Origin of the sequence: Kribbella antibiotica (assembly GCF_004349055.1) — a bacterium.
Taxonomy (GTDB): Bacteria; Actinomycetota; Actinomycetes; order Propionibacteriales; family Kribbellaceae; genus Kribbella; species Kribbella antibiotica.
This window is the reverse complement of the sequence record NZ_SMKX01000002.1, coordinates 40255-66934: the sequence shown is the minus strand read 5'-3', so window position 1 is coordinate 66934 and position 26680 is coordinate 40255. Positions and strand designations below refer to the sequence as shown.

Below are 26680 nucleotides of genomic sequence, written 5' to 3'. Positions count from 1 at the left end.
ACTAGACCCCGTATTCCTTCCGCTTGAGCTGGGCGCGGCCGACCAGCTTGCCGACCAGTGCGTACACGATCAGCACGGTGATGCCGAAGACGAAGGCGGCCGCACTCGACGTACCGAACTGTGGGCGGGCTTGGGCGAACGCCATCTCGTAGACGTAGTAGTTGATGACGTAGGTATCGGTGCCGGGCCCGCCGGAGGTCAGGATCTGGACCCAGTCGAAGATGCCGAGCGACCAGATCAGGCCGAGCGACGCGATGATGACGCCCATCGGCCGGACCAGCGGCAAGATGATGTGCCACAGCCGTTGCAGGGCACCGGCGCCGTCGACCTCGGCGGCCTCCAGCAGGTTCGGCGGGACCAGTTGGAGGGCCGCCATCCAGAAGATCACGTACTGACCCATGATCTGCCAGGTCGAGATGACGGCGATCGTGGCGAACGCGATCGGTCCCGAGCGCAGGAAGTCGATCGGCTGATCGGTCAGGTGCAGCGCGGTGAGCAGTTGGTTGATCGCGCCGTCCGACGGGCTGAGCAGGTAGCCGAAGACCATCGCCACGATCGACGCAGGCATCAACCAGGGCAGGAAGAACACGGTCCGGAAGAAGGCCGGCCAGCGCAGCCACGGGCGGGTGAGAAGCAGGGCGATGAGGAAGGACAGCGGCAGCTTGATCAGCGTCTGCCCGATCGTGAACGCCCAGGTGTTGGCATAGGCCTTGCCGAACAGGGGATCGGTGAGGACCGTCTTGTAGTTGTCGAGCCCGACGTTGGGCGAGTCGCCGAGGGCACCGATGCCGTCGAAGTCGTGCAGGCTGAACTGGACGGTCCGCACCAGCGGCCAGACCGTGAAGGCCAGGAACAGCAGGAGGAACGGGATCAGGACCAGGTAGATCTTCCCCAGATCTGTACGGCGACTCATTTCGCGAACTTGAACGGGGTAAGGCCGTCCCAGTCCGGCTCGGCGTAGCAGTCGGTGGAGACCTTGAGCCCGGCCGCGGCCTCCTTGCTGAGCTGGGCTTCGAAGACCTTGTTCTGCTTGTCCTCGACCTCCCTGGCCAGCGCCGGCCAGTCACCGCCGCTCTGCAGGTACTTGTTGACGGTGCTGTAGACGAGGTTCTCCTGGATCCGGTCGACCTTGCTCATGGCCTCGGACTTGGCCAGATCCGGGCACTTGAGCGCCGGGACCGGAGCCAGGACATGCACCTTCGGGTCGAGCGGGATCAGCTCCCGCGCCATGTTGTCCTTCGGCAGCCACTTCGCGGCATCGGCCGGGTCGATCCAGGGGAGCAGGTCGAAGCCCTTGGCGGTGAAGTGTTCCGAGAACCAGCCCTTGGGCCGGGTCATCCATTCCAGGAACTGGGTGGCTTCCTTCGGGTGCTTGCTCTGCGAGCTGATGAACAGTTCCGGCAACGGCGGTCCCTGAGCGATCCGGCCGGCGTACCCGCCCGGTGCCGGGGTGGTCTTGGCCGGCGGGAGCGCGACGCCGAAGTTCTTGAACTTGAAGGTCTGCGGGAAGACCGACGACATCCAGCCGCCGTCGAAGTAGAACGCGGCCTTGCCGGCGACGACGGCCTGGCGGGCGGCGATCTTGTCGTACTGACCGGGGAAGACGTACTTCTGCTCGTACAGAGACCGGATGTACTGCAGCGCCTCGGTGAACTGCGGGTCGGAGGTCTCGGTGTACTTGCCGGTCTGCAGGGAGACCTTGCTCGGCGTGTAGCCCTTCTTGTTCACCCCGACGAAGGTCGTGAGCATCCGTTCGATCTCGTCCGGTCCCTGGGTCGACTGGGCCAGGCAGCTTGCACCGGCCTTGTCCTTGATCGCCTGGCAGGCGGCGGTGAACTCGGCCCACGTCGCCGGCAGCTTGCCGGTCAGCCCGGCCTTGGCGATGACGTCCTTGTTGAAATACAGGTAGCCGAAGCCGATGGTGCCGGTCGCGGGCGGGCGCGGCGTCGTGTAGATCTTGCCGCCCTGGCTGTAGATCGGCTCCATCAGGTTCGAGGTGTCGCGGAAGCGGGACCGGCTGAGTTCTATGGGAAGGCGGCGGCCGGCAGCACCGAATCGTCCAGCGGAACAGCCCACTTGTTGTTGATGACGTCGGCCAGCTCGAAGTACTCACCGGCGGCCGGCCAGGTGTAGGTGTAGATATCGGGGGAGTTCTTGCTCCGGAAACTCAGCGGCAGGGCCTGCTTGTAGTCGGCCTCGGCCAGCTCCTCCGGGACGACATTGATGTTCGGGAACTCCTTGCGGAACTCGGCCGCCGCTTCCTGGTAGAAATCGAGCCGCTCCTGGCTGTAGCCCTGCCACTTGATGGTGACGACACCATTCGGGTCTTCCGACTGCGCGCCGTTGCTGTTGCAGGCCGCGAGGGTGGCCAGGGCCAGCCCGGCGGCCAGCGCCGCTCGCGTGATCCGGTTGAGGTTCATCAGTACTCCGTTCGCTGCAGGGTTCGATCGGCGGCCGAGTCATAAACGGCCTGTACGGCGGCCACGACCGAGAGGCCGTAGTCGCCGGTGACACTCGGGGTCTCGCTCCCCGTGAAGTCGACGAGCTGGTCGCGGAAGGCGGTCACGATCTCGTCGTGGCCGGTCCGGTCCTTCAGGTGCACGGCTTGGCCGTCGCGGAACATCCAGAGCCCGCCGGTGTGGGAGAGCCGGAGGGCGCCGTTCTCGCAGACGACCTCCGTCTCGTCCTGCGGGGGCAGTCCGGTGCTGGTGATCGAGAACGTGAGCTGGATGTCGCCCGACAGTTCCATCACGCCGGAGGCTTCGGTCTCGACGGCGATCCCAGGACGCCGCCAGATCCGGGCATTGACCGCGACGACCTTCTCGCCGGTCAGCACCTGAGCCTTGTCGATGCTGTGACCGCCGATGTTCATCATGATTCCGCCACCGGCCAGCTCCGGATCGAAGAACCAGGCCGGGCGGGACTCGGGGTCGTACCGGACGGCCCGCCGCTCGGTGATCAGCAGCGGTCGGCCGAGCTGCCCGGACCGGAGAATTTCGGCGGCCTGGCGCACGGCCGGGACAAAGCGCTGCAGATTGCCGATGGCCAATCGAACGCCGGAATCCGCGCAGACCTTGATCATTCTCCGGCAATCGGCCACGGTCGTCGCCATCGGCTTTTCCATCAGCACGTGCAGACCTGCGGCGGCCGCGTCTTCGGCCATCGGCGTGTGCAGCGAGTGCGGTGACGTGATGACGACGGCATCCAGGTTGCCGGCGGCAAACATTGCCCGGTGATCGTCGTACACGCGGGCGTCCAGTGGCGCAGCGAGCGCCTGCGCGGCCTCCCGCCGTACGTCGCAGACCGCCGTGATCGCCAGCTCAGGGAGCCCTGCCGCAGCCTCGACATACAGCCCGGCAACACTCCCGGCACCGACCAGTCCCAGCCGAATATCATTCCTTTCATGGAATGAGTTCAGTCCATTCTCTGCCGTCATGTACCGGAGTTTGCGGACGGCGGAGAGAATGAGTCAATGGGATGATTCCGGTATTCAAGCCTTACGTCCGAAGAACCCGATGCGGTAGCACCGGGTTCTGCGGACGCACAGGTTACGGGCGGCGGAAGAAGACCGTTTGGCCGCGGCGGTCGAACCAGCCGTAGTAGGCCCAGTTGCGGTAGCCACCGTCGCCGGTGTTCGCGAAGCTGCCTTCCTCGAGGACCCAGAGACCGTAGTAGATCTCGGCGAACCGGACGGACGCGTAGACCTTCACGCCGGCCAGGCGATGGTCATAGCCCTGGTCGAGGTTGAAGATCATGACGTTGTAGCGCCGGCCGGCCTGGTTGAAGGCGATATCCACACTCTTCTGGGTGAACGACGCGTAGGACTGCTTGATATCGAGGGCGGAGATCTGCTTCGCGATCTCGAAGCCGGCGCCGATCTCGTCCCGGGCGATCGAGACCGTGATCCCATCGCCCTGCGCCTTCGCGGGAGCGGCCACGGAGACCGAACCCGTCGGCTCGGAGACAGCGGCCTGGGAGACAGCGGCCTGGGAGACTGCGGAGGCGGGGAGCGCGGCGGCTCCGAGAAAGGTGGCCGACGCCAGCAAGAATGCGGCGGCAAAGGTCGTACGTTTCATTTTCCAGTCCCTTCACATCGGGCGGTATTCGGGTTCACGGCCGGTGGAAATTGACGGTCTTCCCGTCGCGGTTCCACCAGCCCTGATAGGCCCAGTTGATATAGCCGCCGTCGCCTTCGTTCCGGATGAAACCGGCCTTGAAGACGAAGATGTGATAGGTGCCGTGGTGTCCGCTGGCCTTGGCTTCGTAGACCACGTCGCTCAGGCTCCACACTCGCCGGTTCGCATCGTTGATGACCATCACGTTGTACTGGCCGTCGGCTTCATGGAAGGCCGCTTCGCTCAGCGACTTCACGTAGCCGGCGCGGTTCTGGTTGGCGCGGATGGCGCCGTCGATGAGCTTGATCAACTGTTTGGTGATGTTGACCGAGGCCGCGATCACCTCGACCCTTGGGCCGGGATCGGCGGCAGTCGCGGCAGGGGCCGCGGCGATGGACGCGACGGGAGCCGCGGCCGGAGCCGCTTGGGCGGCGGTCGCGGGGACCAGCACCGCGGCGCTGGCCGCGCCGGCCATCAACAGTGCCATCAACCGCTGGTAAGTGGTTCGCATAGCTGTCTCCTGGTATCTGGGCGGGAAATGCGGTCAGCGGTTGTGGAACGTGACGGTGTTGCCGGTGCGGGTCCAGACCCCGTAGAAGGCCCAGTTGCGATAGCCGCCGTCACCCTGGCGGGTGAACTCACCGCTGCGGAAGACCTTCCAGAAGTACTTGCCGAAGGACCTGCCGTTGCAGTCGTAGTCGGCGGTCTCCCCCTCGGCGACAACTCCGTGGAAGACGGAGCTGTACCGGTGGTTCTCCTTCCAGACCACGACGTTGTACTTGCCCTGGTCGTCCCAACCGGCAAGTTCGTTCGCCTTCTGGCTGAGGTCGCAGCTGTTGAAGTTCGGGTCGCCCGGCGGGTCGGCGGCCACCGCCTGCTGCACACCGGCCCCCGCTAGCAGACCGGCTCCCGCGAGCACGATCGCCGCCGCCCTGGTTGCCCCACGCTTAATCGTCATCTTCTCCTGCTTTCTGCCATTCCTGCCTTTACTTCTTTTCGGTTAGGCACAATCCTGCGGGAATAGCAGAGTGCGTTCTTCCGTGCCGACCACCGAAGTTTTCAGTGGCCACCGGCGCGGCCCCCGGCCACCACTCAGTGGTCACCACCGAGAATGAATTGCCTGGGCGGTTTGTCAGACGTGGTCGAAGCGGCGTTGCAGGCAGGCCGCTCGGAGCTGACGCCGGTCGCGAAGATCGGTCTTGCGGAGCAAGCTGGAGACGTGCGTCTCGACCGTCCGGACCGACAGGCCGAACCGCTCGGCGATCTCCGCGTTGGTGTCGCCCGTGGCCAGCATCGTCAGCACATCCATCTCCCGCTTGGTGACACCGGCGGCAAGCAGGCCGCTCGGAATCTCAGCGTGTCCGGTCGAGTGCGGAACCTTCGCCCCTGCCGATCGGAGTAGCCAACGGTTCGCCTCGGCGAGACCCGTACTGCCGATCTCCTGATGTGCAACGAGATCGGCCCTCAACTGGGACAGCGGTTCACCCCAACCCTTCTCGGCCTGCGAGACGAGCAGGGGAAAGCGAAGCAGTCCGCTCACCCCTTTGTACGGAGCCGACCCGGAGTTGGCTCGGGCCAGCAGTTCGGCAGCCTCGGTGGCCTTGCCGTCAAGCCCGGCCGTCACCGCTGCGGCATAGTCGGCAGCAACAGCGGCCAGTGGGTGGGCGGTCGCGGATCTCCCTTGCCAGGTCCTACCGGCTGCCGCGATCAGAACCTGAGCCAGCCCGACGAGCTGAGTGCTCAGCAGATCCGCCCCTCGGACGTCCGCCACCCCTGCCGCCAGAGCCGGACCGCCCTGGTCGAGGTTGCCCACCGCGACCTGGGCGGCGGCTCGCAGGGACTCCACCAGACTCCGCGTCGGCTCCGGGAACGGCCCATACCGGCCGGCCTCGGTGATCGCCCGCTCCAGGCCGACCTGGTCCCCGGCGAATGCTCGGGCGTAGATCGACAGCAGGCCGACCCTCAGCCGCAGGTGCGGATGCTCCGCCGCCACAGCGGAATCCTGTGCCTGGGCGATCAGCGCGGAGGCCGCGGCCGGGCCCTCGGTGAGCAGGAGGAGCTCGGCCCGGAGCAGATCGACCTGCAGCACGAGGCCGGCGAGCCCGCACTCTTCAGCCAGATCCCGAGCTGACAGCAGGGACGGCGCCTCCGGACCGGACAGCATCTCGGCGTGGCCCATCCGCAGCAGGGCCACCACCCGCAAGCTCACCAGCCCATGCTCAGCGGCCACCCGACGGGCCCGGCCGAAAGCGACCGCGGCGAGGTCCGGCCGGCGCGCCAGTTCGCAGTGCCCCCTGGCCAGCTCGGCCAGGTAGAGCTCCTCCGGGTCACCGGTCCGTTCGGCGTACAGGATCGCTGTTTGCGCATACTTCTCGGCCAACTCCTCCTCACCCAGCAGCGTGGCCATTCGGGACCGGACCCCGGCCGAAGCCCAGTCGTCCTCGTCCCAGACCTGCGCCATCAAGGCCTTGCAGAGCTCGAAGTCCTGGGCGGCGATCGCGGCCCAGGCGAGCAGGCGGCAGAGCTCGAGGTGCTGTTCGCCGGTGGCACTCTCGACCACCTCGCAACCGATCGCCACGGCCCGCTGGTACTGCCCCTTGAGACAGGCCAGCCGGACTTCTTCGATGGCCATCCGGACCGCCGGCATGCCGCAGCGCCGGGCCCCCGCCAGGGTGGTGTCGGCGATGGTGAGATCGCCTCGAACAGAGCCGTCCCGGGCGACCAGCAGGTAGAGCTCTCCCGCCTCGTCGAGATCACCGGACTCCTCGTACAGCTCTGCCCCACGCTGCCGCCAGAGTGCAGCCGTCTCAGCCTCCACAGCCCGCTCGGCGAGGTCGAGCATCACTGTGACGGCCCGCCGGGTCAGGATGGATCGCTGCCAGCCGGGCAGTCCGCCAAGCACCGCCTCGCGCGCTCCGGGATTCCAGTCCGCTCCCTGCGTTCCGGACAGCAGATCGAGCTCGGTGGCCGCGTTCAGTGCCGCGAACACCAGACCGTCGTCGGCCTCAGCGACAGGCAGCAGCACCTCCCACCGCAGTGCGCCGATCACGGCCGCCACTTCGAGAACACGGCGATGAGCGGAGTCGAGCGATCCGAGCACGTTGCCTCACCCCAGAAGCCACGGAGTGCCAAAAACACACTCCCCACGAATCAGCTGGATGTAGGGGATTCTTCAGTTACCAGTCTCTCTTTTGCAAGGATTTCGTTGCCTTGTGCGCTGGCCGTAATCGGCCATCACCACGGGAATTCTTCTCACTTTTCGAAGAATTTGGCGCTATAACGCAAAGTTTTCGGACGTCGGCGGCGGTGGCGGTCAATTGCTGACCCGCTCGATGTTTCCGCGGTCGGTTTCGTCAGTGCTGGCGGCGGTCGCGAACCAGGCGTCGAGGATCTCCTCGAGTAGCGGCTCGGAGGTCAGCCGGAGGCTCAACGCGAGGACGTTCGCGTCGTTCCAGCGGCGGGCGCCCTCGGCTGTGTAGGCATCCGTGCAGAGCGCCGCCCGAATCCCCGGCACCTTGTTCGCGGCGATCGACGCGCCGGTTCCGGTCCAGCAACAGACGATCGCCTGGTCCGCCGTACCGGCCGTGACGTCATGCGCCGCCGCCTCGGAGCAGACCGCCCACTGGGGATCGCTGTCAGGAGTCAGAGCCCCGTACGCCGTCACCTGGTGCCCGCGCCGGGTCAGCTCCGCGACGACTGCGCGAGCGACCGGCTGATCCATGTCCGAAGAAACTGAGATCCGCATGCTCCAACTTTAGTTCCGGAACTTCGATCAGGTCTTGAATTAAGGATGGGAATCCGCTTTCCTAAGCGGACCTCTGCCGCCCCAACCGAGGAGATCCCATGCCCGGAGCTGCCCATCTCCGCCCACCGCCGCCCGTCGAGCATCAACACCGCCGGCGCCGACGGACCGTCCTGATCGGCACGGTGCTGGCCGGTGTCGTTGCCGCCGGATTGACCGTGGCTGAGCCGCCGTCGGCCAACGCCGCCATTTCACCGACCGCCTGGAACACCGTGGCCGCCAAGCACAGCGGCAAGTGCCTCGACACACGTTCGGCCGGTACGGCGAACGGGACCGTCGTCCAGCAGTACGCCTGCAACGCGAGCACCGCTCAGCAATGGCAGTTCCAGCCGACCAGCGGCGGCTATGTGCGCGTGAATGTGCGCTCGGCCCCGGCTCAGGTGGTCGACGTCTCCAACGTTTCGACGGCGGACAACGCGCTCGTCCACCTGTGGGCGTACGGCGGCGGGAACAACCAGCAGTGGCTGCCGGTCGAGGAGGCGGATGGCGCCTACCACCTGGTGAACCGGAACAGCGGCAAGTGTCTCGACGTACCATCGGCCTCCACCGCGGACAGCGTCCAGCTGGTGCAGTTCACCTGCAACGGAAGCGCCGCCCAATCGTTCAGGATCACGTCAGTGGATACTCCGCCGAACCCGCCCGGTACGCCGGACCTCGGCCCGAACGTCTCGGTCTTCGACCCGTCGATGCCGGCCAGCCAGATCCAGTCCCGGCTGGACCAGGTCTTCAACCAGCAGGAGGAGAACCAGTACGGCGAGCAGCGGTACGCCCTGCTGTTCAAGCCCGGTAGCTACAACGTCAGCGCGAACGTCGGCTTCTTCACCCAGGTCGCCGGTCTCGGCCTGACGCCGGGCAGCGTGAACATCAACGGTGCGGTGCACGTCGAGGCCGACTGGTTCCCGCCGCAGAACGCCACCCACAACTTCTGGCGCGGTGCCGAGGGCCTCACGGTCACACCCCCTGGTGGGCTCGACCGCTGGGCGGTCAGCCAGGCATCGGCGTACCGGCGGATGCACCTGAAGGGCAACCTCGCGCTGGACGACGGCGGCTGGTCGAGCGGCGGCTTCATGGCCGACACGATCGTCGACGGTCAGGTGCGTTCGGGGACCCAGCAGCAGTGGATCTCGCGCAACACGCGCTGGGGCAGCTGGACCGGCCAGAACTGGAACATGGTCTTCGTCGGCGCCGAGAACGCGCCTGCGGGCAGCTTCCCGGACCCGCCGTACACCAAGGTCGCGCAGACCCCGATCATCCGGGAGAAGCCGTACCTGTACATCGACAACGCCGGTGCCTACCAGGTGTTCGTCCCGGCGCTGAAGTCCAACTCGGCCGGTCCGGGCTGGGCGAACGGTACGCCGGCCGGTCAGTCGCTGCCGATCAGTCAGTTCTACATCGCCAAGCCCGGTGTCACCGCGGCCACGCTGAACTCGGAGCTGGCGGCCGGTAAGGACCTGCTGTTCACGCCCGGTGTCTACCGGCTGAGCGACACCCTGCGGGTCAACCGCGCGAACACCGTCGTCCTCGGCCTCGGTCTCGCGACCATCATGCCGACCAACGGTACGTCGGCCTTCTCGGTCGCGGACGTGGACGGGGTCAAGCTCGCCGGTCTGCTGATCGACGCGGCCCCGACCAACTCGCCGCTGCTGATGGAGCTCGGCGCGACGAACTCATCGGCCGACCACAGCGCCAACCCGACGTCGCTGCACGACATCTACTTCCGCATCGGCGGCTCGGCCGTCGGCAAGGCCACCGAATCCCTGCGGATCAACAGCGACGACGTGATTCTCGACCACGCCTGGCTCTGGCGCGGTGACCACCAGTTCGGCGTCGGCTGGGGCACCAACACTGCCGACACCGGGCTCGTCGTCAACGGCGACGACGTCACGGCGTACGGGCTGTTCGTCGAGCACTACCAGAAGTACCAGACGATCTGGAACGGCGAACGCGGCCGCACGTACTTCTACCAGAACGAGCTGCCCTACGACCCGCCCAACCAGGCCGCCTGGATGAACGGCTCGACCCGCGGCTACGCGGCGTACAAGGTCGCGGACTCTGTCAACACCCACGAGGCCTGGGGACTGGGCAGTTACTGCGTCTTCACCTCCGACGCCTCGATCGTCGCCGAACGCGCTTTCGAGGTCCCGAACAAACCGAACGTGAAGTTCCACAACATGGTCACGGTGTCGCTCGGCGGCAGGGGCACCATCGCCCACGTCATCAACAACACCGGCGGCCCGTCCAACTCCACCACCAACAAGGCCCAGTGGGTCAACTACCCCTGATCCAGTGACGTTCGACGCCCTGCCTGCTGCGGCAGGGCGTCGAACCCAGGTCAGTGGGTGAACAGGATGCGGTTCGGGGTGCCGACCGTATCCGGGGAAAGTCTGCCGGTGGTGGCAGCGTCCTTGAGCTGCTGCTGGATGACGTAGGGCGAGGAGTTCGGGCTCTGGCCGACCAGCTTGGCCACAGCACCCGCGGTGACGCCGACGTTGCCGCCGCCGACGCTCCACGGGTTCTCATGGCTGTCGCCACCAATGGCGGTGGTGCCGGTTGGGGCGGCGAGGTCGACGCATTGACCGCGGTTGGCGCCCGCTGCCAGGTTTTCCTTGCCGATGCCCATCGGGTGTTGCTCCAGATGGGTGGCGGTGATCGCGTCGACGACGCGTGCGGGGGAGAGCTTGCAGGCGTCGCCGCCGAAGTCGGTGCCCTCGTTACCGGCACCGACCACCCAGGTGATGCCGACTTGGATCGATTGCGCGACGGCCGCATCGATGCCGGGGTCGGCAGTCAATGCGTCAGGCAGTACGGCGACCGCGGGCTTCACGGCGTGCTGCGTGACCCAGTTGATTCCAGCGACTGCCTGGGCTGCGGTTGGTCGGCCGCTGCACGGGAATGCCCGCACCGAGATTACCTGGGCTTCCTTGGCGACGCCGTACTTGTTGCCGGCCACCAGTCCAGCAACACCTGTACCGGTCGTCGTACAGCCGTCGGTGATGGGACCGCCGACCAGGTCGGCGCCTTGGATGGCGCGGCCGCCGAAGTCCGTGTGCGTGACGCTCACACCTGAGCTGAGCAGATAGACCCGGACGTTCACGCCGGCTGCAGTCCAGCTGTAGCTCTTGTTCAGCGGTAGGTCTCGCTGGTCGATCCGGTCCAGGGCGGACCCCGGATTGGGTTGACTGCCGGCCGCGTACGCCGGGGTCTGGGCGAGCAGGGTGACTGATGCGAGCGCCGCGCCGATCAGGGCGATGCTGCGTCGGGTGTGGAGTCTTGCCATGTCGTTGCCTCCTTGTGGGGAAGCCTCAGAGCCTGATTGCTGCCGACCGGTCCCACAAACGTTTGAATCCCGGTCAAATCCCGTGAACCGGAACCGGCGTCCACACGTATGCCATGCCGATTCGGGCTGCCTTGAGCACGGTTCAGTCATTTTGGGGTGGGTTTGGTGACTGAGGGGTGCTCAAAGGGTGTGAGGGTTGACCTTGACACTGTGACAAGGTCTTCACTGGGTGCAGGAGGTGGTCACGGTGACTGCGGTGGAGACGTTGGCGGCGGGGAACTCGTCGGCTCGGTTGCGGGCGGCTATGACGGTGGGGTCGGAGCCGGGACTGGTGGACGCTCTGCTGGAGCGGTGCGCGGTGGAGCCGGACTTCTTCGTACGGGACATGCTGACGTGGGCGCTGACCCGGCAGCCGGTCGAGCTGACCGTGCCGAAGGTGCTGGCGGAGCTGCAGTCCGAGACGACGCAGGCGCGGAGTCAGGCGCTGCACACGCTGTCCAAGCTCGGAGTGCCGAGTACGTGGGCTGCGATCACGCCGGAGCTGCTGCGCGACCCGGACGACGAGGTGGCGCGGACCGCTTGGCGGGCGGCCGTCGTACTGGCGCCGTTCGAGATGCATGAGTGGTTGGCGGGCGTGTTGGTGACGCAGCTTGGGCGAGGGGACCGGACGGTTCAGCTGAGCCTGAGCCGGGCGTTGGTTGGCCTGGGGGAGCTCGTTGGGCCGGCGCTGGAACCGGCGCTGGCTAGCGTTGATCCTCGCGTGCGGTCCCACGCTCGGGCGACCGACCTGCTGCTGCGAGACCCGGACGCAGCCTTCGCCGCGGACGTCGAGGCAGCGAAGCGGGTGGACGCGCTCGGCCCCGAAAAGGAAGCCGCTGCCGAAGCAGCGAAGAAGGCGGCCGAAACCGCGTGCTGATTGGTGAGGTGGCGCGCCGCTCGGGGGTGAGTAGCCGGATGCTCCGGCACTACGACACCCTCGGGCTGGTGCGCCCGACCGGCCGGACTGTCGGGAACTATCGCGAGTACTCCGCCGACGACATCCGCCGGATCTTCCACGTCGAGAGCCTGCGCTCGCTCGGTCTGTCGTTGCGCGAGATCGGCCGCGCGCTGGAGGACCCCGCCTTTGCCCCGGCCGCGCTGGTCAGCGACCTCATCCAGCGCACCGAGGACCGCCTGCGCCGCGAGCAGGAACTCCTCGACCGGCTGAACACAGTGGACGCCTCGGCCCCCTCCGGCTGGGAGGACGTCCTGCGCATCATCGAACTCCTGCACAGTCTCGACTCACCCAACGCCGCCCGTCGGCAACAGGCGGCTTTGGTTCCTGATGCAGTCCCCACCGATGTCCTGGTCAAGGCAGTCCTGACCGAGGCCGATGCGAACGTGGCCGGTGCCCTCCGTTGGGCCCTCGCGCGCGCCGACAACGCGGTCACGGCTCTTGCTGCGGGTCTGGAGTCGCCCGATCCCGCCGTACGACGCCGTGCTGTCCAGGCGATCGTCGAACTGCCCGGGGACGACGCGACCGCCGTACTGGAGACTGTCCTTGCCGATGACGACCCGGCGATCCGCAAACACGCAACCCTTGCCCTGGGCAACCGTGGTGTGACGGCCGCGATTCCGGCGTTGGTGAGCATGATCGTCGACGGCATCAACGACGTCGAGGCGGCCGAAATCCTCGGCACTCTCGCTGCGGACCCGACCGTTCTCACCGCACTGACAGACGCGCTCGCCCGCAGCGATTCGCCCGCACGAATCCGCCTCACCCAAGCGCTTGCCGAGCTACCGCGCCCGATCGTCGAAGAAACCCTCCGCCGACTGTCCTCCGACCCCGACCGAGTTGTTGCGCTGATCGCCGGCTCACTCCTGGAGACCTGACATGCCACCCCGACTGGTCCTGCTCTGCGGTACGGCGTTCTCCGGCAAAAGCACGGTGGCGCGGAAGCTGGCCCCGCAATTCGCGGCGACGATCGTCAGTCTCGACGAGATCAACGCCCGCCGCGGCCTCTGGGGCGGCGACGGTATCCCCGTCGAGGAATGGATCCGCACCCACGGCGAGGCAACGACCGAGGCCCGCGCCCTCCTGGCCGCCAGCACCTCCGTGATCGTCGACGACACCAGCTCGCCGCGCTTCCTTCGCGACGCCTGGCGTGCAGTGGCGGCCGACTTCGATGCGGAGTTCACCTTGCTCTACCTGGACATCGACCCCGAGGTCATCCACGAACGCCGAGCACGCCAAGACCGTCGAGACCTCACCGACGAAGTCCTCACCCAGCACCTGGCCGACTTCGACCCACCTCATGCAGACGAGCAGGCCGTCTACCTCAGCTCAGTTGACCAGGAGTCCTGGAAGGGGCTGTGACCACCTGATTGCGACCGGCTTCCTTGGCCGCATAGGTGGCCGTGTCGGCCGCCATCAAGAGGATGTCGAGGCTTTGGCCTGAAGCCGGGTACGTCGCTGCGCCGATCGAACAGGTGATCCCGTCGACCGTCGTGTTTCCGGCAGCGGCCGTGACCGGGATGACGAGGCCGCCGATGCGATGGCGGATCCGTTCGGCTGTCAGGAGAGTGTCGTTGACGTCGGTGTTGGGCAGCAGGATGGCGAACTCCTCGCCGCCGAGCCGCCCTACCAGGTCGTCGGTGCGGACCTCGTGCTTGAGTTCGCTCGCAATGGCCTTCAGTACCTGGTCGCCGGCCAGATGCCCGTGCGTGTCGTTGACAATCTTGAAGTGATCGAGGTCCAGGTAGAGGATGCCGAGCGCCACGTTGTTGTTCTGAGCCCGCTCGAGCTCCTTGGCCGCCATCTCGTGCCAGAACGCCGTGTTCGCGAGACCGGTGTTGGGGTCGGTACGCGCCGCGAACTGGAACTGCCCGACCAGCAACGCCCTTTGCAGCCCGAGGACCGTGACCAGCAAGACAGTGGCCAGCCAGGGTTGGTACAGCAGTAGAGCCGCCGTCGAGATGCCGAGGCCGAGCGCGCCTGCGGCGATGAGCTGATCCGACAGTTGCCCGAGAGCCTTGCGGGCCGTCGTGTCCGGGTTGGAGAGCAGGACCGCACCGACGACGAGCGCGAAGTTGATCAGCCAGTAGGCGAGCGTGGCCGCTGTGACTGCGACCAGGCCGATGAAGCCACCGGAGAATCCGGGATGGTGGTCGGGGTTGATGCTCCGTAGGCACATCAAGCCAACGGCGGCGGCGAGCACAACGGTCGCGGCCGAAAAGAATCCGCGGTGTGGTGGGCTCCGTCGCAGCCGTGCCCACGAATGCACGTAGGAGATGGCGATCACCGCGATCGCGAGGGGTGGCGGCAGGATCAGCGCGCCGGCGAACATCCACATCGACTTGAGGCTCACGTAGGTCGAGCCTTCCGAAGCAACCGAGCGGATACGCTCGATCTCCCGGCCCGCCTCGACGTGAAGGGCTGATCCGATCACCAGCGCGGCGAACCGCATCCAGTCGTAGGTATGGACGTCCAGCCCGATGAACGATGCACCGACGACCGCCAGTGCGAGCGCGTCCACGGCCAGGACATATCCCATCACCATCGAGGGAGTTGACCAGAGCGCCCAGTGCGCGGGTAACCACTTGGACACAGCAACGTCACTGTCACGCCGATGCCTGCGCTGCAGCCTCCAATGCCGGATACTCAGCATTAACGTTCCCCCAGCCTCACTCGTGCCTCGCAGTCAGAGTAAACGCGACGTGACCTAAAGTCACTGAGTTGTCAGGTAGTTATTGTGTGCCGCTTCTCGGGAGGAGGTGCATCGCAATGCGCGCGAACGACTGGTTCTGAGTCTGTGGTCATTTGTTGGCTCTTTCTGACCCAGCATTCCGGTACCCCCGGGCTGCACCGGCTGCGTAGATCACGCCGACGACACCTGCACCGGTCATGACCATGGCCGGCTTCCAAAGATCCGCCGCGGCGCCGGCGACAAGGATCCCCATCCCCTGAGAAACCACCAGTGCAGTGCGGGCGAGGCCGATCACCTGTCCGCGCTGCGCATCAGGAATCTCCTGTACGAAGGTGGCTTGCGCCAACGGCAGGAACGATGCGCACATTCCTGACAGGCACCACAATCCGACCGTTACCCAGAGCCCCGGCTGGAACACACCGCCGATCAGGACTGCGCAGGTCCCGATCGCCAGTGGTCCCATCATGGCCATCCGTCTGGCCGGGGCGATTCGGGATGTCAGCAAGATGCCGGCGATCTGGCCGGCCGGGTTTGCGGCGAAGAGGATGCCGACCGCCAGTTCGGCGCCGCCGATCGAGGCGGCGTACGGGGTCGCGAGGCCTAGGACGGTGTTGTAGAAACCCGGTACGCAGCACAGCGCCAGCAGGTACCGAAGTCGCCGGTTGCTCCAGACCAGCCGGGCGCCGGCGACCAGGGAACTCCACCAGCTCGGCCTGGCCGCCGGATCGTCGCCCAGAGCGGCCGGACGTTCCTGCAGGCCGAATCTCAGCAATACGGCCGAGGCCGCAAAAGACAGTGCGTTGAGCGCCAGCGCCTGGCTGGTGCCGAGCGCCGCCACGATCGTGGCTCCGAGAACGAAACCTGCGAGTCGGGCGGCCTGGTCGGTGACCGACGACAGGCCGATCGCCGCGCGGTAGATGTCGCCGGTCAGCATCGATGCCAGGAAGGCCGATCGGGCGGACTGGAAGGGTGCTGCAAACATCTGGACGGCAACGAGAAGCACGCAGAGGATCCACAGCGGGACACCGGGGATAGCCATCAAGCCGACCAGTACGGCGCGTGCCGCGTCGCAGGTGACCATCAGGCGTCGGCGCGGGAGGCGGTCTGCCAGGCCGCCTAGCAGTGGGCCGCTGACGATGTCCGGCAGCAGTGTCAGTGCGTACGTCAAGGCGGCGAGGCCGGCCGAGCCCGTGCGGTCGAAGACCAGGATGGAGAGCGCGACCCGCGCCAGCTGATCACCGATCACCGAGCCGACGAGGGCGATCCAGGACCAGCGGAATTCGGCCACCGCGAACACCTCTGCGTACGTGGCAGAGCGTTCGGGCTGACCGGGGCGGGACATGAATCACAACGTACTGACAACGGGTACCAGGATGCTCGTCGTACCGGTGAGCCGTTATCGGTTCGAAGCCGGGCTCACAGGTAGGTAGCGTCAATCAAATGACTGACGTGATTCTTCTGCACGGTTCTTGGCACCAGCCCGCACACTTCGACGAGTTGGCGGAGCTGCTGCGCTCACGCGGGCTGAATGTCGAGGTCCCGGACCTCTACGAGCTCACCGTCGACGAGGGCACGGCCCTGGTGCAGAGCATCGTCGATGCCGCAGAGCGCCCGCCGCTGGTGGTCGGCCATTCGTTCGGCGGGGTGGTTGCGGGCACTGTGCAGGGTGCGCAAGGGCAGATCTTTCTGGCAGGTTGGTTGCTGGACGTAGGCGAATCGCCCGCTCAGCTCCTCGAACAGCTCGCCAAGGAAACCGGCGTCGCGCCCGAGGGCCTAGCCCTCACGCCCGACGCCGACGGTCGGCTGGCTGTCGCCCCTGCGGAAGCGCGAACCAACCTGTACGGCGACGTGGACGACGCAACCGCCGCCCGCGCGATCGCCCTGCTTCGCCCCGAGCCACCCGCCATCTTCGACGCCTCCCCAGCCAAGGTCACCTGGCACGACACTCCGACCACCTACGTCGTCTGCTCCAACGACAAAACCGTCTCCGCCGCCCTGGCCGAGCGCTTCGCCGCCCGCTGCACCACCACCGAAACCTGGCCCACCAGCCACTCGCCCTTCCTCAGCCAGCCAGAGAAGGTTGCCGAGTTCATTCACCAGCGGCGCGTGTAGGACCGCCGCAGGGCGACGGCGAGGCGTTCCTGCCAGGACTCGGCGTCGCCCTCGATGGTCGGGTACTCGTCGAGGAAGTTCTGCCAGTCGACCTCCCACTCCAGGACAGTCGACGACGTGAATCCCTGGACGTGCTGAGCATCCTCGTGGTTGTCGAGCAATTGCTGAACCAGGAGCGGGGAGACGTCGGTGCGTTCGGCCAGCAGTACGGCGTCGTACAGGTCCTTGCCTTGGGGGTAGGCATCGGTGGCCAGCCAGAGGAGCTTCCAGGCCAGGGAGAGCTCTGGGCTGACGGTCAGGAGCGAGGCGCCGCCGATCGACAGCCGCTCGGGATCGATCGGTAGGTCCTCGTTGTAGACGAAGTCGAGCTGGACGGTGCCGGTGAGGCCGTCGTGCTCGTAGGGGAAGACAAGCCGACGGCCGGGCAGCCGATCGTCGTAGGTCCACAGCTCGTCACGAGCTACTTCGTTTGCCTTGAAACCGGGCCCTGGGTTGGCGGCGACTGCGGCGATGACGTCTTCGAGCAGGCCACGGCCTTCCGTGCTGTCAACGCCGATGCCGGCTGGGATCACCACGAAGTCGAGGTCACCGGGCTCGCGCGCCTGGTCGCCGTACCAGTGCTGCAACGTGATGCTGCCACGGAGGACGAGGTGGTCGGCGAGGGTGGATGTTGCGATCAGCAGCAGCAGGTGATCGATCGCGGTACGGCGGAGCGACCGCCACTGGTCGCCGCGCTCTGGCTGCGCGAACGTCGGCTGTCCCGGGCGAAAGGCGTTGTCGTACTGCTTCAGTGCTGGATCAAAAGTTCGGCGCTGCTGGACGCCGGCGGCTGGAGTCATTGGCAGGTACGTCGCCGGATAGCCGGACGGGATGGGGGAGGCCTCGACGTCCTCTTCGAGCCAGCCGGTGTCCAGGTCCTCGTGGCTGTCGAGGACGACGTACTCCTCCTCGATCTCCAGAATCTCGTAGCCCGCCTCGCGCAAGGCCGCCACCAGAGCCTCCAACCGGGGCTTCGAGCTGTTACGACCGGCCTGGTGGCAGCGCTGGGTCACGAAGCGCTCGTGCTTGCCGTCGGGACGCTGGCGCCGGGCGTTGCGGGACAGGTGAGCGTGGTGCGGTGCGAGCAAGGTGGTCAGGGGGTCCAACTGCTCGTCGGGAAGGAGCAGCTTCACGTGGTGCTCGAAGTACCGCCCGTCCACGGCCTCGGCTTCGTCCACCGGTACGCCGTCATTCCACGGCGCGGCCTCGATCTTGACCCGGACGGGTCGGCGGTAGAACTTGTCGGCCCACTCACGGCCGAGCTGCTCGACCTGGGAGAACGTGCCCTGCGCGGCCACGGTGACCATCGGCTGCACCGGGACGCGGCCGCGCTCGAGCACGATCTCGCTGTACTTCAGGCCGTGCTGTGCGGCGACGGCCGCGTTCGCCGGGTCTGACGCCTGGAAGGTCAGGTGGATCTCGAAGTCACCGGTGATGTCACGCACCGGGTCATGATGCCAGGCCTGTCAGGTCAGAATTTGAGGGATTGGTCGATTTCGGGCTGCGGGACATTGCCGTGCAGCGCGCTGTAGAAGGGGTGGCTGGGAGTGAGCTCGGCGCGGTGAACCGCAGCCCCGGTGAGGGCCGAGGCGTAGAGCGCGGTGACGAACTCCATCGTCGGTCGGGTGCTCGCCAAGGTGGTCTCGTGGGTCCGTCCTGCGAGCAGGTCGGCGACCAGTCGGCCTAGCTGAGCCGCGTGGTTACTTGGTACGTCGCCACCTGCCGAGTCCGCCCATGGGTCGGTGCCCACAGCAACATCCTCAGTACGGCGAGCGCCCGGGTCGAGTCCATTTGCCGCAGCACGTGCCGCATCCGGCGCGGGTGTGAACGACCAGTCCGTGTCGGAGTAGCCGTACAGGTGGTTGACCTCGAGTGACCCGCCCGTCGTGTCGATCCGGATCCGGCTCAGCTCTCGCGGCGACAGCAGGCTGTTGATCACCGTCGCGACCGCACCACTCTCGAAGATCACCGAGGCCATCGACACGTCCTCGAACTCCACCGGACGATCGAGCCGAACGGCGGTCGCGGTCAGAGACTTCCACGGGCCCAGCAGATGCAGCAGCAGATCGATCTGATGAATCCCGTGTCCAAGCGTCGGCCCACCACCTTCGCCGACCCACGTCCCGCGCCACTCCGGATCGAAGTAGCTGACCGGCCGGAACCACAACGTCTCGCAGACCGCGACCTGCGGCCGACCTAGAGCGCCGGTCGACAGCAGCGAGGCGGCCCGCAGCCCGCCCGACCCGTGTCGATGCTGAAAGACGACATACACCGAGCCGGCGCTGGCCTGCTCAGCCTCGGCCACCGCGTCCAGCTCGGCCAAACTCAGCACCGGCGGCTTCTCCAGCAGAACAGACTTGCCTGCGGCAAGGATCTCGATCGCCAGCGCTGCATGACTGCCAGGCGGTGTCGTCACCGACACCAGATCCGGAGAGGTTGCCGCGAGCAATGACGTCAAGCTGTCGAAAGGGGTCGAGCTGTACTTCTCGGCGAGCTCAACTGCCTTCTCAGGAACGATATCCGCGACACCCACGAGCTCAACAGGTGCGGCGGCATACGCCGAAGCATGACTGCGGCTGATGTTGCCGCAGCCAACGATCGCAACCTTCAAGTCCGTCACTGCGCAGCTCCCCGGACGACGGCTTGTTGCTGCGCGGTCAAAGCCAGTCGCATCGTTTCGAACGTGTGCTCCTGCGGCGCCGCCGTACTGGTCCGGTCCCGTACGTCGTTCACCAGGTCGGCGTAGTACGTCAGCTGCACGTCCGAGCAGTCGACGTACTGCGTGCCCTCGTGGTTGACCAGGAACACGTGATCGCCACCCGGGCGTCCGGCGATGTCGACGTACTTGCGCAGCTCGATGTATCCCTCGGTGCCGAGGATCATCAGCCGCCCGTCACCCCAGGTCGGCAACCCGTCCGGGGTGTACCAGTCGACGCGGATGTAGCCCTGCGCGTTCTCGCTGCGGATCAGCAGATCGCCGAAGTCCTGCAGCCCGGGCTTGTCGGGGTTGGCGAAGTTCCCGACCGAGCTCGCCACGACCTCCGCCGTCCGCGATCCGGTGTAGAAGAGGAACTGGTCGATCTGGTGCGACGCGATGTCGACCAGGATCCCGCCGTACCGGGCCTTGTCGTAGAACCAGTCCGGCCGCCCAGCGCCGCCACCGAGGTGACCGCGGTCGCCGATCCGGTGCGGGCCCAGCCCGATCGTCTGGATGACGGTCCCGATCTTGCCTGCGCGGACGAGTTCGCCGGCCTTGATCGCCGAGCGCACCTCGAACCGCTCCGAGAACGTCACCGACCAGAATCGCCCACTCTCGGCAACGGCCTTCTCGATCTCCTCGAGCTGGCTGAAGCTGACGCAGCCTGGCTTGTCGGCGATGACGTCCTTGCCGGACCGCAACGCTGCGACCGCGATCGGCCCGCGCCGGTCCGGTACGGCGGCCGTCACGATCAGGTCGATGTCCCCGCGCGCAATGAGCGCGGCCGGGTCATCGACGACCGGTACGTCGGGATACCGCTCCCGAACCTGTACGGCGATCGCTGCCGCCGGATCGTCGGTCGCCATCGCGACGAATTCGGCGCCGGCGGCGATCAGCCCGGCGACCTGGCCGTGAATATGTGCGTGATCAAGACCGACGGCCGCGAACCTGACGGTGCTGGTAGTCAAGGAAATTCCTCTCAGAAGTCAGCGTGATGATGCGAGTGCCTGGGCGAACTCTTCGGCGATCTTGTCTCCGCCGCCACTCTTCCACTTCTTGACGGCGGCGGCCCAGGCGGAGACCGGCTTGCGCCCCTGGATGATGTCGTTGGTGATCTGGGTGATGTCCGCGGTCAGCTGCGGACCCTTGCGGACGTTGGTCTCGGAGTACATCCCCGCGACCGGATCGGTGAAGGCAGTCGGGCAGGTCTGCTTCATCGCGGTGAACGCGGCTTCGGCGTTGCCGGGCTTCTCCGGCAGGAAGATCGTCCACGGCGCGTCCGCGGTGTACATCAACCCGAGCTGCACCTCGCTGAACCCTTTTTCGGTGAGCACCGGGTTGCCGTCGACAACCTTGTGGTGCTGCCCGGGCAGGCCGTACTTGCGGAACAGGTACTCCTGCGTCCCGAACGGCGCCGCGAGGAAGTTGAGGTAGGCAAGCATCGTCTCGACCCGGCCGGCCGCCTTCTTGCTGATCGCGGCGAACCCGATCGCGGGCGCACCCCGCCAGAGCCGTCCGGGACCGGAGCCGTCGTGCTTCGGCGGCGTCATGATCGCGATCTGCATGGCTGGATCGACCGCGGTCTGCAGGTAGCTCGGCCAGGCGCTGTAGGTGTCCTGGACCAGCGGGCTCGACCCGTTGCCGAACCGCACCTTCAGATCCTGGTTCTGGCCCGAGAAGGCATCCGGGTGGATGTACCCCGAGCTCCACAACTTCCGCAGGACCTCGAAGACCTCCTCCTGCGCCTCGTGCTCGAGGTTACTGACGAGCGTCTTGCCCTGCTCACTCCAGTTGTTCGGTACGTCGTACATGTTCCGGACCCATTGGGTCGGCGCACCGGCCAGGGCGAATCGGTTCTGCCGCTTGTCGGTGACCGCCTTGCACAGCTCGAGAAACTCGTCGAGGCTCTTGACGTTGCCGTCGACACCGACCTTCTCCAGGATGTCCGCCCGGCTGTACATGGTCTGGGAGCTGATCGCACCCCGCGGAATCGGTACGCCGAAGATCCGGCCGTTGAAGATGCACGGATTCCAGGCGGTCTCGGGGAGATTGGCCAGGAACGGGTACTTCTTCACGGCGTCACCGGACAGATGCGGTGTCAGGTCGACGGCCTTGGCCGCCAGCAACTGGGGCACCTGCGGAACCGCGCCGACCAGGAAGATGTCACTCAACCGGTCGCCCGCGACCACGGTCGCGAACTTCTGGTTGTAGTCCACCGACGGGGTCAGGTTCACCGTGACCGGCGATCCGACCCGCCGGTTGAACTCCTGCCAGAAGCTGTTCTGCTCGACCTTCGGCGGAATCGGCGTGTTCGTGTAGGTCAGTACGTCGATCGGCTTGCCATCACCCGGCGGCTTCCGGATCGCCTCGACCGGATTGGCCGGGTAGCGGATGAACGCGTTCGGGATGTTGTACTCCGCGCCCGGCAGGTCCGGCTTCACCCCGGTGTAGCGCATGTACGCCGGCCGCGCGCCGCCACCGCCGTTGCCTCCCGGCAGCCCGCCGCGGCCTTCGTTGGAACAGGCGACCAGACCGAGGGCGGCAGCGCCACCGAGCAGGGCCCGGCGGGACAGTCGTGCATCATCGAGACTCATGATCAGCCCTTCACCGCTCCGGTCAGGACACCCTTGGCGAAGTGCCGCTGGATGAACGGGTAGACACACAGGATCGGGACGATCGAGATCATCAGGATCGCCATCTGGATGGACGTCTGCGGCGGCAGCGCCTCACCGGCCGCGCCGAGATCCTGGGCGCCGATCTCGACGCCGTTCACCACGTAGGTCCGCAGTACGAGCTGCAGCGGCCACTTGCTGCTGTCGTTCAGGTAGAGCAGCGCGCCGAAGAAGCTGTTCCAGTAGCCGACGCCGTAGAACAGGCCGACCACCGCGACGACCGCCTTGGACAGTGGCAGGCCGATGTACCAGAACAGTTTCCACTCCGAGGCGCCGTCGATCCGGGCCGAGTCGAGAACCTCGGCCGGCAGCCCGACGAAGTATGCCCGGACCACGATCACGTTGAACGCGCTCACCGACACGGGCAGGATGATCGCCCACAGACTGTCCAGCAGCCCGAACTGCTGCACCACGAGATAGCTCGGGATCAGGCCGGGGTTGAACAGCAGGCTGATCAGCACGAGCAGCAGCAAGGGCTTGTTGCCGACACTGCCGCGCCGGCTCAGCGCCCAGCCGAGAGTGCACGTGAGGAACAGGGCGATCGCCGTACCGACGGCGGTGACGAAGCCGCTCACCAGCAGGGACTGCGTCACCGTCCCGCCGGACAGGATCGACTTGTACGCCGACCAGTCGATCCCGTGGGTCGGGAACAGGACGAAGCCGCCGGACTTGATCACCTGCTCGGGGGAGGCCAGGCTCGTGGAGACGACTCCGATGAACGGCACGACCACCACCAGGCAGATCGCGGTCAGGAAGATCGCCTTCACGACGCTCTCGATGCGGCTCGGCGGCGGCATCCCGCCGACGAGTGCTTGTTGCCGCCTCATCCGCGGTACACCCCTTCCTCACCGAGACGATGGGCCAGCTTGTTGGCGCCGAGCACCAGGGTCAGCGCGACCACGCTCTTCACCAGGCCGACCGCGGCCGACGTTCCCCAGTCGCCGCCGAGGATGCCGTTGTTGTAGACGTAGGTGTCGAGCACTTCGCTCACCTCAGCTCCGACCGCGGATTGCTGCAGGATGATCTGCTCGAAACCGACGGTCAGCGAGTCGCCGAGCTTGAGGATCAGCAGCAGGATGATGATCGGTTTCATGCCGGGCAGCGTGACGTGCCAGGTCTGCTTCCAGCGGCTGGCGCCGTCGACCGCGGAGGCCTCGTAGAGCGAGCGGTCGATCTGGGAGAGCACGGCCAGGAACAGGATCGTCGCCCAGCCGGTGTCCTTCCACATCACCTGTGAGGTGAGTAGGGCGCGGAACGCGTCGGCGTTGCCGATCACGTGGATCGGGTCGTATCCGTGCGAGCGCAGCCAGTTGTTGATCATTCCGGTGCCGCCGAGCATCTGCTGGAAGACCGCGACCACGATCACCCAGGACATGAAGTGCGGCAGATAGATGACGGTCTGGACGAACTGGCGGATCCGGTTCGACAGCAGGCTGTGCAGCACCAGCGCGACCACGATCGGGGCCGGGAAGACGATCACAGTCTGGATCGCGGTCAGCACCAGCGTGTTCTTGACCGCGTTCAGGAACTCGGGATCACCGTCGACGATGGTCGAGAAGTTGCCGAGATAGGTCCAGAGACTCTTCCCCACCCCGAGATAGGGCTGGTAATCCTGGAAGGCAATGACATTGCCCCAGAGTGGAAAATAATGGAAAGCGAAGATGATCAGCAGGCCGGGGATCGCCAGCAGGAGGACGGGGTAGTCGCGGCGTAAGCGCGTGAAAAGAGACACTTTCCTCCTTTGTGGGGGAGGCGCATTAAAATGTGATCGATCCACTTCTGTGGCGATAGCTAACCGGAGCCCCCGGAGGGTGTCAAGAGCTCGCGGGATCGGCTACCGTGCTGCCGTGACCGAACCGGGGGACAAGCGCGCGTCGACGATCCATGAGGTGGCACGGCTGGCCGGCGTCTCGCACACCACCGTGTCGCGCTACCTGCAGGACAAGAACGCCCTGAAGCCGCAGACCAGGATCAAGGTCGAGTACGCGGTGAAGGCGCTCGACTATCGGCCGAACCTGGTCGCCCGGTCGATGCGCACCCGCCGTTCGAACCGGCTGGCCATTGTCCTGGCGACAGGTCCGCATTTCCCCGGCAGGCAGCTCGCCGCGGCCTCCGAGACCGCTCATCAAGCTGGCTATCAGCTCGAAATCGTCAGCGTCGAAGGTGGTCCCAAAGCGCGCGCGGCGCGCATTGAGGATTTGGCGCGATCCGGCCAGGTGGACGGAATTCTTGCGATTTCGTCCATTGATTTGAAGACGAAATCCCTCGGGATTCCGCTCGTGCAGAGTGAGAGCTACGACGAGCGGCTGCATGTGCTCGGCAAGCTGGCCGGAGCCGCCGAGATCGCGGAGATCATCGAGTACCTGTGCTCGCTGGGCCACCGCCGGTTCCTGCATGTAGCCGGCGATCAGAGCTTCACCTCGGGGCGCAATCGCAAGCGCGTCTACCTGGAGACGATCGAGCGGCTCGGCCTCGAGTCGGTCGGCGTGTACGACGGTGACTGGTCGGGCCAGTCCGGTGTCGACGCGATCACCGCACTGCCGGAGGACTGCGGGGTGACAGCGGTGGTCGCCGCCTGCGACCTCGCCGCGCTCGGGGTGATGCGCGGCGCGCGGGCCCGGGGCTGGAGTGTGCCCCGCGACCTTAGTGTGTTCGGATGGGACGACGACGAGTACGGCCGCTTCGCGCTGCCGTCGTTGTCGACCGTGGCCGTGGACCGCGAATCACAGGGCCGCGATGCGATCCATCGCCTGCTCGCCGAGATCCACTGCACGCCCGCACCGGAACCGTCCACCCGGACGGTTAACCGGCTCATCCACCGAGAATCGACCGCGCCACCGCCCCTCTCAGCAGATGTGACAGGGGCGGACGGGCGCTCGGAGGCACAGTGAAACTCATCGCCCGACTGGCTGCGGCAGGCGCCGCGGCCGGCCTTCTGTTCGGCCTGTCCACCACGGCCACGGCACAGGTCACGGCAGTGGTCGCCCCGGAGGCCGCTGCGCAGCACCCTGCGCGCTGCTCGGTCGTCTGGTTCGACCTGGGCAACACCCTGGTCGACACGAAGGTCGCCGGAAAGATGACCTGGATGCCGGACGCGCTGCGACACCTCCGGCAGTTGCGCAGCGTCGGCGTACCGATCGGGCTGATCACGAACGTGCCCCCGGAGTGGGGAGCCACCGACGCCGAGCGCGCGGCGGCCACCAAGGCGTACGTCGACGGTCAGTGGGCCGAGGCGGATCCGTTCCCGTGGGCGTTGTTCGGTGACCGGATCCTGACGCCGCGGACCAAGGCCGAGTCCAAGCCCGCCCTGCCGCTGTTCGAGCGCGGCAAGGCGAACGCGTCACCGTGCCGCTCGTTCTACGAAGGCGAGACCCCGGCCGAGATCACCGCCGCCGAGCAGGCCGGCCTGACCGGCTACCTCACCGGCCAGCCGAACCAGCCCGCCTTCATTCCACTGTGGCGGGTGCTTTGCCCTGTGAAGGTCTAGTGCCTTCGAGGTAGCGGGTGACCATGGCGACGAGCTCGTTCTCGAAATCCGCCAGCGGTACGGCGCGAGGTCCGGCCATGAACCTGTGGGTGTTCACCTCGACCGTGAAGAGAATGAGCTCGGCAGCCAGCTCGGGCGCGGCGACGTGGGTGTCGGGGTGCCGGACGATGATGTCGGCGAGCTGCTTCGTCCGCCGGATCGCCTTGCTGTACTGCAGCCGCAGCGCCGACGAGGTCATCTTCGCCGACGAACTTACCGCTGATCGACTGGCCGTGACCCACCACCTGACCCGAGACCGCGGTCGGCTGGACGCGTCCGGCGTCCATCGTTGGCTCACCGAGCAGCCGCCGGCGCCCGAGGTCCAGTACTACCTGTGCGGTCCCGAGGCGCTGATGGACGAAGCGACCACCGCCCTGACCAAGTACGGCGTACCGGCCGATCGGGTCCATCGCGAGACGTACGCCAGCGCAGCTGAGCCGACGACGGTGGTCGCGCCCCAGGAGATGGTCGTCGAGGGGATGGGTTCAGTGGTCGTCGAACCCGGTCAGACCATGCTCGATGCCGGACTCGCGGCCGGGCTGCCGATGCCGTTCTCGTGCACGGTGGGTAGTTGTGGTGACTGCATGGTGAAGCTGAAGGCCGGGGACGTCGCGATGAGCGAGCCGAACTGCCTGACCCCGGAACAGCGCGCCGACGGGTACATCTTGACCTGCGTCGGTTGCCCACTGGCGCCAGTCATTGTGCGTTTGACAGATCGGTGACAGGCTGCCCAATACATCGTTGTAACCAGTC

General features: G+C 66.4%; 27 protein-coding genes. 8 read left to right on the top strand and 19 right to left on the bottom strand.

The features are described 5' to 3' along the window. Nucleotide 1: 1 nt before the first annotated feature. The 9 genes from E1263_RS01010 to E1263_RS00970 all read right to left on the bottom strand — a co-directional run bounded on the left by E1263_RS01010 (nt 2) and on the right by E1263_RS00970 (nt 7860). Entirely contained in the window at nt 2–913 is a 912-nt protein-coding gene (locus E1263_RS01010; protein WP_132164293.1) for a carbohydrate ABC transporter permease, read from the bottom strand. Next, nucleotides 910–1986 carry an ABC transporter substrate-binding protein gene (locus E1263_RS01005; RefSeq protein ID WP_132164291.1) on the bottom strand — a complete coding sequence of 359 codons (1077 nt, stop codon included), beginning with the start codon at nt 1984–1986 and terminating at the stop codon, nt 910–912. Before E1263_RS01005 ends, E1263_RS01010 begins: the two co-directional genes overlap by 4 nt. A 38-nt stretch (nt 1987–2024) precedes the next feature. Continuing rightward, entirely contained in the window at nt 2025–2420 is a 396-nt protein-coding gene (locus E1263_RS43975; protein ID WP_132164289.1) for an extracellular solute-binding protein, read from the bottom strand. Beyond that, on the bottom strand, nt 2420–3436 hold the full coding sequence (locus E1263_RS00995; RefSeq protein ID WP_132164287.1) for a Gfo/Idh/MocA family protein: 1017 nt from the start codon (nt 3434–3436) through the stop codon (nt 2420–2422). Before E1263_RS00995 ends, E1263_RS43975 begins: the two co-directional genes overlap by 1 nt. Nucleotides 3437–3548: 112 nt before the next feature. After that, nucleotides 3549–4076, bottom strand: coding sequence for a stress protein (locus tag E1263_RS00990; RefSeq protein ID WP_132164285.1), 528 nt, complete (start codon nt 4074–4076; stop codon nt 3549–3551). 34 nt (nt 4077–4110) lie between these two features. Next, the gene (locus E1263_RS00985) at nt 4111–4626 is read right to left on the bottom strand and encodes a stress protein (protein WP_132164283.1); all 516 of its coding nucleotides are present in this window, start codon (nt 4624–4626) and stop codon (nt 4111–4113) included. Nucleotides 4627–4659: 33 nt separating this feature from the next. Further along, nucleotides 4660–5073 (bottom strand): hypothetical protein, encoded by a 414-nt coding sequence (locus E1263_RS00980; RefSeq protein ID WP_132164281.1) that lies wholly within the window; start codon nt 5071–5073, stop codon nt 4660–4662. Between the two features lie 174 nt (nt 5074–5247). Next, complete coding sequence (locus tag E1263_RS00975) at nt 5248–7215, bottom strand: helix-turn-helix transcriptional regulator (RefSeq protein ID WP_132164279.1); 1968 nt, start codon at nt 7213–7215, stop codon at nt 5248–5250. A gap of 213 nt (nt 7216–7428) precedes the next feature. Continuing rightward, nucleotides 7429–7860, bottom strand: coding sequence for an RpiB/LacA/LacB family sugar-phosphate isomerase (locus tag E1263_RS00970; RefSeq protein ID WP_132164277.1), 432 nt, complete (start codon nt 7858–7860; stop codon nt 7429–7431). Between the two features lie 98 nt (nt 7861–7958). Between E1263_RS00970 and E1263_RS00965 the strand changes: the two genes are divergently transcribed. Continuing rightward, complete coding sequence (locus tag E1263_RS00965) at nt 7959–10199, top strand: RICIN domain-containing protein (protein WP_132164275.1); 2241 nt, start codon at nt 7959–7961, stop codon at nt 10197–10199. A 50-nt stretch (nt 10200–10249) separates the two neighbouring features. On the opposite strand, the gene E1263_RS00960 is transcribed toward E1263_RS00965, so the two are convergent. After that, nucleotides 10250–11194, bottom strand: coding sequence for a S8 family serine peptidase (locus E1263_RS00960; protein WP_132164273.1), 945 nt, complete (start codon nt 11192–11194; stop codon nt 10250–10252). 247 nt (nt 11195–11441) lie between these two features. On the opposite strand from E1263_RS00960, the gene E1263_RS00955 reads away from it, so the two are divergent. Genes E1263_RS00955 through E1263_RS00945 form a run of 3 tightly spaced genes read left to right on the top strand, consistent with a single transcriptional unit; the run spans nt 11442 to nt 13550 of the window. Continuing rightward, nucleotides 11442–12110, top strand: coding sequence for a HEAT repeat domain-containing protein (locus tag E1263_RS00955; protein WP_238161014.1), 669 nt, complete (start codon nt 11442–11444; stop codon nt 12108–12110). Then, nucleotides 12104–13066: a HEAT repeat domain-containing protein gene (locus E1263_RS00950; RefSeq protein WP_132164269.1), complete on the top strand. Its 963-nt coding sequence runs from the start codon at nt 12104–12106 to the stop codon at nt 13064–13066. The genes E1263_RS00955 and E1263_RS00950 overlap by 7 nt, the downstream gene beginning before the upstream one ends. Nucleotide 13067: 1 nt before the next feature. Next, entirely contained in the window at nt 13068–13550 is a 483-nt protein-coding gene (locus E1263_RS00945) for an ATP-binding protein (protein ID WP_132164267.1), read from the top strand. On the opposite strand, the gene E1263_RS00940 is transcribed toward E1263_RS00945, so the two are convergent. Beyond that, on the bottom strand, nt 13513–14733 hold the full coding sequence (locus tag E1263_RS00940) for a GGDEF domain-containing protein (RefSeq protein WP_165956419.1): 1221 nt from the start codon (nt 14731–14733) through the stop codon (nt 13513–13515). The two genes, E1263_RS00945 and E1263_RS00940, sit on opposite strands and share 38 nt — an antisense overlap. Before the next feature lie 256 nt (nt 14734–14989). Beyond that, a complete protein-coding gene (locus tag E1263_RS00935) occupies nt 14990–16222 on the bottom strand; it encodes an MFS transporter (RefSeq protein ID WP_238161013.1) in 1233 nt (410 codons plus the stop codon). A 98-nt stretch (nt 16223–16320) separates the two neighbouring features. Between E1263_RS00935 and E1263_RS00930 the strand changes: the two genes are divergently transcribed. Beyond that, nucleotides 16321–16992 carry an alpha/beta hydrolase gene (locus E1263_RS00930; protein WP_132164263.1) on the top strand — a complete coding sequence of 224 codons (672 nt, stop codon included), beginning with the start codon at nt 16321–16323 and terminating at the stop codon, nt 16990–16992. On the opposite strand, the gene E1263_RS00925 is transcribed toward E1263_RS00930, so the two are convergent. The 6 genes from E1263_RS00925 to E1263_RS00900 are packed head-to-tail and all read right to left on the bottom strand — an operon-like array spanning nt 16974 to nt 24133. Further along, nucleotides 16974–18476, bottom strand: a complete 1503-nt coding sequence (locus tag E1263_RS00925; protein ID WP_202868660.1) for a nucleotidyl transferase AbiEii/AbiGii toxin family protein — start codon at nt 18474–18476, stop codon at nt 16974–16976. The genes E1263_RS00930 and E1263_RS00925 overlap by 19 nt on opposite strands. 26 nt (nt 18477–18502) lie before the next feature. After that, nucleotides 18503–19651, bottom strand: coding sequence for a Gfo/Idh/MocA family protein (locus tag E1263_RS00920; protein WP_132164261.1), 1149 nt, complete (start codon nt 19649–19651; stop codon nt 18503–18505). Beyond that, complete coding sequence (locus E1263_RS00915; protein WP_132164259.1) at nt 19648–20697, bottom strand: Gfo/Idh/MocA family protein; 1050 nt, start codon at nt 20695–20697, stop codon at nt 19648–19650. The genes E1263_RS00920 and E1263_RS00915 overlap by 4 nt, the downstream gene beginning before the upstream one ends. Nucleotides 20698–20715: 18 nt before the next feature. Further along, complete coding sequence (locus E1263_RS00910) at nt 20716–22323, bottom strand: extracellular solute-binding protein (RefSeq protein ID WP_132164257.1); 1608 nt, start codon at nt 22321–22323, stop codon at nt 20716–20718. A 2-nt stretch (nt 22324–22325) separates the two neighbouring features. Beyond that, complete coding sequence (locus tag E1263_RS00905; protein ID WP_132164255.1) at nt 22326–23228, bottom strand: carbohydrate ABC transporter permease; 903 nt, start codon at nt 23226–23228, stop codon at nt 22326–22328. Next, on the bottom strand, nt 23225–24133 hold the full coding sequence (locus E1263_RS00900; protein ID WP_165956418.1) for an ABC transporter permease: 909 nt from the start codon (nt 24131–24133) through the stop codon (nt 23225–23227). Before E1263_RS00900 ends, E1263_RS00905 begins: the two co-directional genes overlap by 4 nt. 157 nt (nt 24134–24290) lie before the next feature. Between E1263_RS00900 and E1263_RS00895 the strand changes: the two genes are divergently transcribed. Then, nucleotides 24291–25292 carry a LacI family DNA-binding transcriptional regulator gene (locus tag E1263_RS00895; RefSeq protein ID WP_202868659.1) on the top strand — a complete coding sequence of 334 codons (1002 nt, stop codon included), beginning with the start codon at nt 24291–24293 and terminating at the stop codon, nt 25290–25292. Beyond that, nucleotides 25289–25888: an HAD family hydrolase gene (locus E1263_RS00890; protein ID WP_132164253.1), complete on the top strand. Its 600-nt coding sequence runs from the start codon at nt 25289–25291 to the stop codon at nt 25886–25888. The genes E1263_RS00895 and E1263_RS00890 overlap by 4 nt, the downstream gene beginning before the upstream one ends. Here E1263_RS00890 and E1263_RS43105 read toward each other — a convergent pair. Further along, nucleotides 25848–26126 (bottom strand): hypothetical protein, encoded by a 279-nt coding sequence (locus tag E1263_RS43105; protein WP_202868658.1) that lies wholly within the window; start codon nt 26124–26126, stop codon nt 25848–25850. The two genes, E1263_RS00890 and E1263_RS43105, sit on opposite strands and share 41 nt — an antisense overlap. A gap of 34 nt (nt 26127–26160) precedes the next feature. Between E1263_RS43105 and E1263_RS00885 the strand changes: the two genes are divergently transcribed. After that, entirely contained in the window at nt 26161–26649 is a 489-nt protein-coding gene (locus E1263_RS00885; RefSeq protein ID WP_202868657.1) for a flavin reductase family protein, read from the top strand. The last annotated feature ends 31 nt before the right edge of the window (nt 26650–26680 follow it).

Excerpts from the sequence above, each read along its gene's own strand:
- E1263_RS01005 (WP_132164291.1), bottom strand. The coding sequence starts at position 1,986 with ATGGAGCCGATCTACAGCCAGGGCGGCAAGATCTACACGACGCCGCGC.
- E1263_RS00980 (WP_132164281.1), bottom strand. The coding sequence starts at position 5,073 with ATGACGATTAAGCGTGGGGCAACCAGGGCGGCGGCGATCGTGCTCGCG.
- E1263_RS00990 (WP_132164285.1), bottom strand. The coding sequence starts at position 4,076 with ATGAAACGTACGACCTTTGCCGCCGCATTCTTGCTGGCGTCGGCCACC.
- E1263_RS00970 (WP_132164277.1), bottom strand. The coding sequence starts at position 7,860 with ATGCGGATCTCAGTTTCTTCGGACATGGATCAGCCGGTCGCTCGCGCA.
- E1263_RS00965 (WP_132164275.1), top strand. The coding sequence starts at position 7,959 with ATGCCCGGAGCTGCCCATCTCCGCCCACCGCCGCCCGTCGAGCATCAA.
- E1263_RS43975 (WP_132164289.1), bottom strand. The coding sequence starts at position 2,420 with ATGAACCTCAACCGGATCACGCGAGCGGCGCTGGCCGCCGGGCTGGCC.
- E1263_RS00935 (WP_238161013.1), bottom strand. The coding sequence starts at position 16,222 with ATGTCCCGCCCCGGTCAGCCCGAACGCTCTGCCACGTACGCAGAGGTG.
- E1263_RS00905 (WP_132164255.1), bottom strand. The coding sequence starts at position 23,228 with ATGAGGCGGCAACAAGCACTCGTCGGCGGGATGCCGCCGCCGAGCCGC.
- E1263_RS01010 (WP_132164293.1), bottom strand. The coding sequence starts at position 913 with ATGAGTCGCCGTACAGATCTGGGGAAGATCTACCTGGTCCTGATCCCG.
- E1263_RS00960 (WP_132164273.1), bottom strand. The coding sequence starts at position 11,194 with ATGGCAAGACTCCACACCCGACGCAGCATCGCCCTGATCGGCGCGGCG.
- E1263_RS00945 (WP_132164267.1), top strand. The coding sequence starts at position 13,068 with ATGCCACCCCGACTGGTCCTGCTCTGCGGTACGGCGTTCTCCGGCAAA.
- E1263_RS43105 (WP_202868658.1), bottom strand. The coding sequence starts at position 26,126 with ATGACCTCGTCGGCGCTGCGGCTGCAGTACAGCAAGGCGATCCGGCGG.
- E1263_RS00940 (WP_165956419.1), bottom strand. The coding sequence starts at position 14,733 with ATGGTGATGGGATATGTCCTGGCCGTGGACGCGCTCGCACTGGCGGTC.
- E1263_RS00910 (WP_132164257.1), bottom strand. The coding sequence starts at position 22,323 with ATGAGTCTCGATGATGCACGACTGTCCCGCCGGGCCCTGCTCGGTGGC.
- E1263_RS00985 (WP_132164283.1), bottom strand. The coding sequence starts at position 4,626 with ATGCGAACCACTTACCAGCGGTTGATGGCACTGTTGATGGCCGGCGCG.
- E1263_RS00930 (WP_132164263.1), top strand. The coding sequence starts at position 16,321 with ATGACTGACGTGATTCTTCTGCACGGTTCTTGGCACCAGCCCGCACAC.
- E1263_RS00995 (WP_132164287.1), bottom strand. The coding sequence starts at position 3,436 with ATGACGGCAGAGAATGGACTGAACTCATTCCATGAAAGGAATGATATT.